The organism is Oligella sp. HMSC05A10 (assembly GCF_001808335.1).
Taxonomy (GTDB): domain Bacteria; phylum Pseudomonadota; class Gammaproteobacteria; order Burkholderiales; family Burkholderiaceae_B; genus Oligella; species Oligella urethralis.
In genome coordinates this window covers 1-9,778 of record NZ_KV792887.1, presented here as the reverse complement: position 1 = coordinate 9,778, position 9,778 = coordinate 1, and the positions used below count along the sequence as shown (strand labels likewise).

At 39.7% G+C, this 9,778-nt stretch carries 8 protein-coding genes; all 8 read right to left on the bottom strand.

From position 1 onward, the window contains the following. Positions 1-204 precede the first annotated feature (204 nt). Entirely contained in the window at positions 205-624 is a 420-nt protein-coding gene (locus HMPREF3144_RS04105; RefSeq protein ID WP_070476569.1) for a DUF3592 domain-containing protein, read from the bottom strand. A 33-nt stretch (positions 625-657) separates the two neighbouring features. Beyond that, complete coding sequence (locus tag HMPREF3144_RS04100) at positions 658-1,596, bottom strand: hypothetical protein (RefSeq protein ID WP_141742721.1); 939 nt, start codon at positions 1,594-1,596, stop codon at positions 658-660. A 17-nt stretch (positions 1,597-1,613) separates the two neighbouring features. Continuing rightward, the gene (locus HMPREF3144_RS04095) at positions 1,614-2,000 is read right to left on the bottom strand and encodes a PAAR-like domain-containing protein (protein WP_070476565.1); all 387 of its coding nucleotides are present in this window, start codon (positions 1,998-2,000) and stop codon (positions 1,614-1,616) included. Positions 2,001-2,009: 9 nt separating this feature from the next. After that, the gene (locus HMPREF3144_RS04090; RefSeq protein ID WP_070476563.1) at positions 2,010-2,726 is read right to left on the bottom strand and encodes a DUF3540 domain-containing protein; all 717 of its coding nucleotides are present in this window, start codon (positions 2,724-2,726) and stop codon (positions 2,010-2,012) included. Beyond that, on the bottom strand, positions 2,714-3,769 hold the full coding sequence (locus tag HMPREF3144_RS04085) for a pentapeptide repeat-containing protein (protein WP_070476561.1): 1,056 nt from the start codon (positions 3,767-3,769) through the stop codon (positions 2,714-2,716). The genes HMPREF3144_RS04090 and HMPREF3144_RS04085 overlap by 13 nt, the downstream gene beginning before the upstream one ends. Beyond that, positions 3,759-6,416 carry a DUF2169 family type VI secretion system accessory protein gene (locus tag HMPREF3144_RS04080; RefSeq protein WP_083290379.1) on the bottom strand — a complete coding sequence of 886 codons (2,658 nt, stop codon included), beginning with the start codon at positions 6,414-6,416 and terminating at the stop codon, positions 3,759-3,761. Before HMPREF3144_RS04080 ends, HMPREF3144_RS04085 begins: the two co-directional genes overlap by 11 nt. An 18-nt stretch (positions 6,417-6,434) precedes the next feature. Beyond that, complete coding sequence (locus HMPREF3144_RS04075) at positions 6,435-8,903, bottom strand: type VI secretion system Vgr family protein (RefSeq protein WP_070476557.1); 2,469 nt, start codon at positions 8,901-8,903, stop codon at positions 6,435-6,437. Positions 8,904-9,038: 135 nt separating this feature from the next. Continuing rightward, positions 9,039-9,524, bottom strand: a complete 486-nt coding sequence (locus tag HMPREF3144_RS04070; protein WP_036560342.1) for an Hcp family type VI secretion system effector — start codon at positions 9,522-9,524, stop codon at positions 9,039-9,041. Between the last annotated feature and the right edge of the window lie 254 nt (positions 9,525-9,778).

Below are 9,778 nucleotides of genomic sequence, written 5' to 3'. Positions count from 1 at the left end.
AGGAAGTTTGAGGGGTTATTGCAAAGGTCTCACAGTGGGATGGCGCATAAAGCGTAAATATACAAAAAATACGTTTGGGGCGTACGCTCAGCAAGTCCTGTCAGGTTTGAAAACATCTATTTATCAACAATTAAGTCAATTAGAAAGTCTACTCAGGGCACATGCTCAATACATTCTTTACTTTTATCGAATACTATTCGGTTACTAAAAAATAATATAAGAAGTTAACGCCGCACCAAAGATAAAAATAAACAAACACATAACCCCTGTCATCACGTAACGAAATACCTTTAATGGGCTCTCTGTGACACGACCGATCAATTGAATCTCACTAGGCTTTTCGCGGTTAACATAAGCTGGCAAAAACTGCCCAACCTTATAAATCTTTACCGGTGTTCGACTATTTGATGTGTTGTGATAAACCTGCCCTTGATATTCATAACGATAACGTGCAGCATAAAATGTTGCTGAATGATCGTGAATTTCTTGATGATCTACAATCTCCACCTCTATCCTATCCGAAGCAGCAATCTGCTTTCTCTCAAGATGCAGCAAATACAGTACGCAAACAATTGAGGCTATCATGAACCAAAAATAAGGTTGTAAATCGGATAGATTTTGCATTACAAGCAACCCCTCAAACTATTTACCAGTAAATTATCCCCTTGCCTGACCTAACTGATCCGCAAACACTACCACTTTAGGGTTATCCGGTAAATAAATAATTTCTCTTAGCTTCTCTTTCATCTGATATAACTCAGTGTGTTTAACAATCTGCTTGATTTGTAGCGTATGAGACTGCCCCTCATCATCGGTAAATCGCAGGGTAAACTTAACCTCTGGACTCTCGCTTCGCTCAACCCCTGTTTCCTTAACCTGAATCACCTCAGCTTGTGCCGATTTACCTACTAAAATTAATTGACTAACCTCAGGTTTTACAAGCGTTTCATTGTAGTTAAAAAAACGTGAAGTCCAATTAAGTAGTAAAAAACCCATCACTGACGTCACTATCCAAGGATGAGCCAGACTCATCGTGAGTTGATGATCTAGGACAATAAACCACACAAAGGCAGTAATCAAACAATACAGTACAGCAAAGATAAACAAATAAAAACCACTCTGCTCCACCATCTTTGGTGCCACTAATGATGGTGACGCAAAAGCAGGAACCCTAAGCTCAGGGTTTAAATAGAGAGTGAATGACTGCCCTTCTTTTAAATCGCTTTGCATAAGTTGCAGTTGAGTTTGCAGAAACGGCACTGTCACCTCGGTGTCTGATAAGTTTCTAAAGGTTACTCGAACCTCACCACCAGAGGCGTAGGCCATACTGGCTTCTGGCAAAACCGTAACTACCTTGGCTGTGACAGGCCTACCATTTTGTTGAAGTTGCTTAGCCCTGTTACTAAGTTGTAAAGGCCTAAAAACATACTGCCACGCTAAATAGGCTAGAAAAATAAGCCACAGCACACCACCGACCACACTCACTGCCATTGACGGCAACCAACTCACACTATAGTCGGTATACCGAATAAGACCTGCGACAGGAAAAACAAAAATAAAAAAACAAATAAATAGTCGCCAAATAGAACTAGACATAAAAAACCAGAAAAGAGTTAAGGGCCTACCAATAGATAATTAAATTGACTAGGTAGTGTACGCATTGAGAAGGGACAATTAAACATATTTGATATCCCAAGACTTGTCATTCTAGTTGATGGTGCAGCGCGCACAATAAAAGTAAACATGCCCGTATAGTGTCGTTGAGGAGCTTTAACCGTGGGACAAAGCAGGCCCAGACCAAGTCCTAACTCATCAAAAAAGCTCATTGGAGCAAAATCCAACAGATTATTCCAAGGGAGTCCCTTAAGTAAATAACTAAACTGGACTGGTACTCTAATCGGACCAAAAGCCGCATTTGGCCATGGAATAGGTGGCAGAGGAGTTCTACACACATCAGGAAAACCCAAATCCATACCACCAATCATCGAATTTGCAAACATAACTTTTCCTTATCCTGCCATCATTAATTTACCATCAGTCCTAAATAGCTCTTGCCCATTAATCATGGTAGTATGAGCACTGACTTTAGCTAAAAACTCTGCTGAATAATCAATATTTAATGCTTTAACCTCATCCGTACCTGAAACTAATTTGGTAGATGTGCGCAAAGACTGCATCGAAGTTTCGGCAATCAACTCAAATTTATTAGTTAAGTATTGAGTATGGGCTGTAGCCACAGTGTATCCAATAGATTTAACCTCATACTGCTTTGAAGATAGGCTATAGTTTTCACTATCAAAACTGAGCTTAGCGCCTTTTACTGTTAACTCATTCTCAACAACAATTGACAGTTTTTCTGATTTCAATTCGAGCTGTTTAAACTCAACCTGATGACCATCAGAGGACTCAGACTCCAGTACAGCTAGAATATATAGTGCCTTACCGATCACACCATTAACCAATACAAGATCACCAACTTGCGGAGTTAAAAGACAAGATACAGCTTTCTTGACCTTGACGCTCCTCCCATCAGGCAATTCAATTAAAGAATAGGAACCACCTTGGATTTCTAATACAGAAGCAAAAAATTGTACATGCTCAAATTTAGCAGAGCTCTGAACCGCTTTACCAATAAAATCACTCAATTCGCTAGGCGAGTTTGTCTTTAACATATCGCCATCTCTTGATGGCTCAGTTCTCATATCTAATCTCTCTACAGCATCCATACATCTGCCTCCATAAGCTCTTGATCATTACCCAAAACACCAATTTTTGATGAAAACTTTGTATTGTGCTGTACTGTTCCGTGAAACTGAGAGTGATGAAAAGTACAGTTTGTAAAATTCACATCACTCAAATTTGAGTATGATAAATCAGCAAAATAAAACTTTGACCCTTGAAAACTAGCAAACTTTAAATCACAGCGTTGGAAAATGGCATTATCCAGTTGGCAACTATTAAATTTCGAGCTAAACAGTAAGGACTGTGAAAAGTTTGCAGCATTTAACACACTATTCGAAAAATCTACTTTATTTGCAATAGTATCTATGAACAAAGTGTACTTGCAGTCTGTACCAGTAAAATTTGCTTCACTTAAATCACATGATTTAAAGCATGTTTGCTCTAAATTGCAGCCAGAAAAATCCGCTCCGACAAAGCTACCTTCTGTTAATTGAGCTTGTGATAGGTCCAGCCCTGCAAAGGAAAAACCATCACCATTTGCCTGCATAGCAATTAAGTTTTTTAAACGAGTTTCCTCTACCTTAAAATCTTTAAAATCAAATGAATTTAACACTAGTGTTGAAAAATCAGATTTCTGAAAGTCTAGACTAATAGATTCACTTTCTAGTAAATAAACTTTATCCCCTATTGTTCTCTTGAACTCTAAAAGCACTTGCTTACCATAAGCAACAGTCATCAGCTCCAACCTTGAATCAATAAATAGGCATTGATTCAAGTCACACAACTGATAATTTATATTTAAAGCCTTAGCTTGTTTAAAAAAACAATTCTGAAATTCACTCTCTACAAACACATTTTCTATTAAAGATACATTGTTCCACTGGCAATTAATAAAACGACAATTTTCAAAAAAACAATCTTCAATCGTTAAATCAGAAAAAATAACATTATAGAAAAGACATTTTTCAAAACGTCCACCTGAAATTGATTGCTCTGACCACGTCATCTCCTGAAAAAGGTAATGCTCAATAACGTATCCCTGTTCAATGAGCTGGAGAGTATTATCTATATGTTGCTTAACTAACATAGTCCTCTTCACCTTGCCTACGAGGTAAAAAATTAACTCGCTTAACCAAACAGTCATGCTGGATCGTTTTATTATTAGTTTTAATTAACGGCATATCTGCACAAAAAAATGACACCCTCTTCAAAAGTGCGTCGCTAAAATCAGCGCCTTTAAACATGGTAAAGGAACAATCTACACGGTTAAAGTGAGCTCCCTGAAAGTCAGTTCGAATAAATAATGATGATTTAAAACTCGTATTTTCTATCTGTGCGCTACTTAACAAAGAGGTTGAAAAATCATTTTGTAGTAGCTCAGAATCTTTAACCTGTAAGCTTTGTACTGTTATTTTTCTAAAACTAGAATACTTGATACTACTATTCACAATATTAACTGTGCCTATCTTCATATCAGGAGCAATACAAACCTTCTCCCACTGTGCATTAGATATAAGTATGGCCTCAATACGAGCAACCTTAATAATAGCCAGTGAATCAGCAAAACAGCTATCAAAAACAATATCCTTATAACGCCCAAAGACAAAGGCACATCGCTTAAACTCACACTCCACAAACGACAAGCCGTAACTTATCGTTCTAAAAAAAGTATTATCTTCAAACTGGGACTCTCGGAATTGACACTTATCTAAACTTACACGATTTTGGAGCCATCCTTTAAAACTACTCTGCATGAATTGAGTACTTATAAAACTAATACGCTCGCCATCCATTCTTGTAAATATAGACTCTTCAAAGGTACAGTTTATAAATGTTGTGTTGGTTAATTTTGTCTGCTTAAATGTACAATTTATAAAGACAACGTTCTCAAAACCAACGTCTTCCATCACGATATTTGAAAAATCACAATTTTCAAAAACCAAGTTACTGATGTGGCACTTCTTCAAATAAAGACCGTCATAGCAACCGTCTCTTTCAACCCCCTCATCAACCACAAAAGTACTTCTACGATAAGTTAACTTCAATGCTTCAGAAAAGCTAACTTTAATTTTTTTTTCTTGATTTATTAACTGCCGCTCAGATTTATTTTTCTTTAAGCTTTGCTCAATAGCGGCGTTCATATAGTCTGATTTTTTCTGAAAACTGCTTCTTAAAAAAGGTGTAAAAAACTCATGCTCACCCTTGCCAAGCTGCTTTTCTTTATCTTCTTGATACTTTTTTTCCGATTGTTCTTGAAAAAAAGCTTGCTGCTGTTGACTTTGTCGCTCTAAGTCATTGAATGAGCTTTCACCTAAATTATCTAGCGACAGTCCCGCGCTATTCATCTTTTCTTTTAGTTGACGCTGTGCTTTCCTCTGCTCTCTTGCTACTTGCAAAAACGATAGCTTTTGCTCAGATATACTTGCTAACTGAGCTTCGACTATCTGCTCCACAGAATACTCTCCTTGCTTCACACCCTTTGCTTGATGAGGTTCAACAAGTGCTTTCAACGCCTTAAGTTCTTCTGCATCCTCTACCGGATAGTCCTTGAGACCCCGTTCAATCAACAAGGTATCCAATCTTTCCATCTCTGATGCTTGGCGATTGAGCATATTTTGCAGCAACTTATTACTTTTTATGGATGCAGCAATATCGCCGGAAATAAACTCCTGATCGATCAACTCCTTATCGATCATGCTATGCAAACCAGCAACTTGCGGTTCAAGTCGCCATGAGATCACCTGTTTATAATAGTCCAGTGATTTCGGTCTATCCTGATGCTCTACAGCAAAAAGAATATACTCTAAGTCATCTCCATCATCTTCTCTAACAGGTGCTACTCCATGAAAAATTAAAATAGCCTGCTCTAAATGAGGATATGCCCAAACCGTTGTTAATCCTAGATCAACTTGTCTTAAATCATTACTATCCTTATCCTTTAAAAAGGATTTTACCTGTAATGGTGGTATCGTTAATTCAAGATGAGATTTCTCAGGATGCAGATTAGTAAACTCTACTTTATCCCCTATTCCTAAGGAGACTAATCTCTGACCTAAAGGTGCCTGATTAAAATAAGTCCAATCAATATCTTTTGCAAAACCGGGAAAGTCTTCCTCTTGCCATTTTTGATCATGAGTTCCCATAAGTTTTTCTCTACCTGGATACTGTACCGGAATAGCTGAAAAACTTACTGGTTCATACGCTCGATCTTCGTAGCGAACCGGATTCTTGGGATCCTCAATATTAGGCACAAACTTTGCCTTTAATCCTTCTAAATTTTGCTCTGATTTGCCCTTACCGCTCAGATTCTTTGTATAACCCTCACCGCCATAGGCATTAGCCCAAGAGATAGGTATACGCTCAAAAGCTTTCGGCTCACTGATTTTAGAATTAATCCAAATACGCTCACCAGTAACCCAGAGCTCTTTTCTAATGTTATTACACTTTATAGCAACTGCTGTACGATTATCTTGGGCATAGCGACCAAATCCATAACCATTAACTATAATCTCAGCTTGCCTTTTAGGAACGCCAAAATCTAAAAACTCTGCACCAAAGTTTGCTACAGATTCATCAGTAAATAATTGCCATAGGTCCTGCTCTGACTGGAGAGAGGCTGACTCACCTTCCTTAAAATCATATAAAACCATTGCTGTAATACCCAAGTAATTTTTCTTGAGAAAGCGATAGTTTCTATAGAGGCAACTCAATCTTAATGGCTTAAGAACTCTCATGCAAAAACCTAATCAAATCTACATAAAAACAGACAGGCCGGCAAAACTAATGCCAAAACCTTTAGATTCATTTTCTAAACCTTTGTTTTTATTTTCAGCCAGTTTATAGTCATTTTTAAAAAGGCCTGCATCCACCTTATTACCATAAAGAGTAGTTTGAGAAAGAACAACTTTAAATGAACTATTGCCATAAATATCAATAGCTGTGAAGAACTCATCCCATTTACTAGTATTGGTGGTTATCTTTGTGTCTTCTGTAGTGATTTCGGGAGCCTGTATCGTTACTTTTTTTGCTTTAAGTGTCATATTCTCTGGTGTACTCATCCAAACATTACCAGACAAACTTCTTAACTCCAAATTACCTTCTGAGCGAATATCCCCTGTACCACTCTCGCCCTTTAACTCAAAATCAGTTTGTGCTAACAATGACAAAGAGCTAGTCATTGACTCTATCGTCATTTCATCGTTAGACTCGAAAAGCCCCGTTGAAGCAGTAGACTTAAGTTCAACCTCATTTTGAGCTGTTAACTTAGCATGACCTGCACCTACGTCAGTATCCCAATTTTTACCTGTCACATCATGCTTGAAACCTTCTTCATTTGTGTACGAAGCCAATGCTGCACTAACAGTTTCAGTGATTCCATTGTTGTAATTGTTGGTCACCATTTCAGTAACCGTTTCTTCATCTGTACCAGTAATTGTCGTTTCGCGACCATCAGTGACACTAATCGTTTGTCCCCCATCTTTTACGGTAAAAATATCTCCAGCTGAGATCGTCGTTTCTCGACCGGTATTAAAGGTGCTTTTCTCCAAACCTTCGACTAGCGTAGTACGTGTACCGCTTAGGATCTCACGTACCTCATCACCATCAGTAACAAGCGTTGTTAGATTATTTTTAACTGTCTCATGACGATCATTGCCCACAGTGATCGTTAGATCATTTAACACATTAACAATCATGTTGTACTGAGCGCGTAGATCAATTAGCTCCTGACCTAACTTATCAGTAAATAGCAAGAAGTTTTCAGTACTGGCATCACCAAATTCAGACCGTGTTCTAAAACCACTGACATTAGCCTCGGCGGGTAAATTAACCGGTGGCATATTCATCTCGTTGTAGACACGACCTAAGATAATTGGTCGATCCGGATTACCGCCGATAAAATCAACCACTACCTCATCACCAATACGCGGCAGCTGCAAACCACCAAAGCCGCCACCGGCCCAAGGGCTTGAGACACGAATCCAGCATGAGCTGTTTTCATCGTATTTACCTTCACGATCCCAGTGGAATTGGGCCTTAATACGACCATATTTGTCGGTATAAAGCTCCTGACCGGCAGGTCCTACGACGCGCGCAGTTTGTGGACCGGAGGTCTTTGGCTGTCGGGTAATGCGAGGAGCACGGAATTGCACCTCAGAAGGAATTGCATCAAAGAAAATTTCAAAATGATCTTGGCGCTCAGTACCTGTTGCATAACCTGCCACACCCATCTGATAAACTGCGTCAACGATTAAATACTCTTTATTTTCTGCGGAGCGAGGGTGATTACGGAGCGTAAAGACATAGCCGGGAGCTGCGCCACGGACTGTCGTTTGGCCATTAATTATTTCCTGATTTACCTTAAGCTCCTGCATACGAATACGGGCATACTGATCACCGTGATCTATCTCTTGGTAACCGCCCTGCCACTCGTACATTTCCAAACTTGGATCATCACCTGCTAAAGACTCGGATGTTAAGGCATCTAATTTTACCTGTGGCTTACGGAAGTCATAATCAACCACAGCATACTTAGCAGGCGTCATGCCGGCGCGTCGATGCCACACATCGACACTTTCATTGTCACTGGCGACATTAGACTGCGAGTCAAAATAGGTAAAACTGCCATAGCCCGGAAAGGCCTCATGGCTGGCTGCGTCATCGGTAATCACCAAGGTATGCTGACCATCATCATGCTTAAAGTAATAGTACATACCCTCGTGCTCCATCAAGCGGCTCACGAAGTTAAAGTCCGATTCCTGATACTGTACGCAGTATTCCCAATCTCTATAGCTCTCGTTGAGCTGATACTCAACCGGAAACCCATAGCGTCCGAGCACATCCTTTAAAATACTCTCAACATTTTGATTTTGAAAAATGCGACTGTCTTGACCTTGGGTCAAATACCACATGGCCGGTCTAACCGTTGCTTTGTATAAATAGTATGGCGAATTGGCAAGCTCGCGACCAAGCAAGGCAAACTCTGTTACCTTACCACTCAGGTACCTAGGTGCACCACTGGAGGTCTCAATCTCAATGGTCAAATCTGTGCTCAGCATTGAGCGCACATCTAACAAGTAAGTACCGGATACTAACTCAACCTCAAACTCAAACAGTTTAGATAAGCCCTCACGCCCCTTTAAACTTAAAAAACCTAATTGAGGACCTAAAGCCGTGTGAGCAACAATAGGTCGATCTGTGCTCGGTAAGTTAAGAAAATCCATGTTTACACCCTTGTGTTGCACCAGCGCTCAAGCGCCATTAAGCCATTGATAGTGCTATTTTAATAATGATAGATTACAAAATAGTTACTAAAAAATGACGGTTTGATGACAAACCTATGCTGCAAATTCAGTAAACTAAGCGATCGCCTTGTTTTGCTTGATGTCATAACCAATCACAGACTCAGCGCCGCGACCACCTTTGTCAGTCTGCTCCCAGTATTGCTGCTTAACCTTAGCTGCTTGGAAGGCATAGCTAACCATCATGGCGTCACCATCTTGGTCACCACTGTACTGCACGGATGTGACCAACACATCCTCTAGGGTAATACGTGAGTACTCAACCTGCTCCCCGCCAGCTTTACACACGGACAGCTCAACTTTGCCTAAGTGCTTACCGCTAGCACAGTGCTTTAGTACTGCCGGCGCCGCGCGGTCAATACGGCAAACTACATATAAATCATTAAAACTGGCCTTGCCGGTACCGCCACCGCCGCCGGTAGACATAGAACCCGGTTGCGTTGCGCCCCAAGAAAACGACTGAATATCAGTCCAATCCTTGTGCTGAGCGTCTTTAGACTCACCATTAACACTCTCAATCTTCATATACATATCAACAGCCATTACTCTCTCCTACCTCAACAGTACGAAAACTTTTAAAATATGGGAATTAGAAACTGCAGACAGAATTTATGATGCTTGATATAACGCTCTCCTCAACTTATTGATTATGCTTAAGAGGAAATAAACACTGATGTGCAGCTTATAAAAAGGTTATATTAGCAAGCTAAAATGACACTATGGTGACTAAATTATGACGAATAAATAGTGAATAGTCATATATAGAGGGTGTAAGGTATTTTGTGTAACTTGATTTT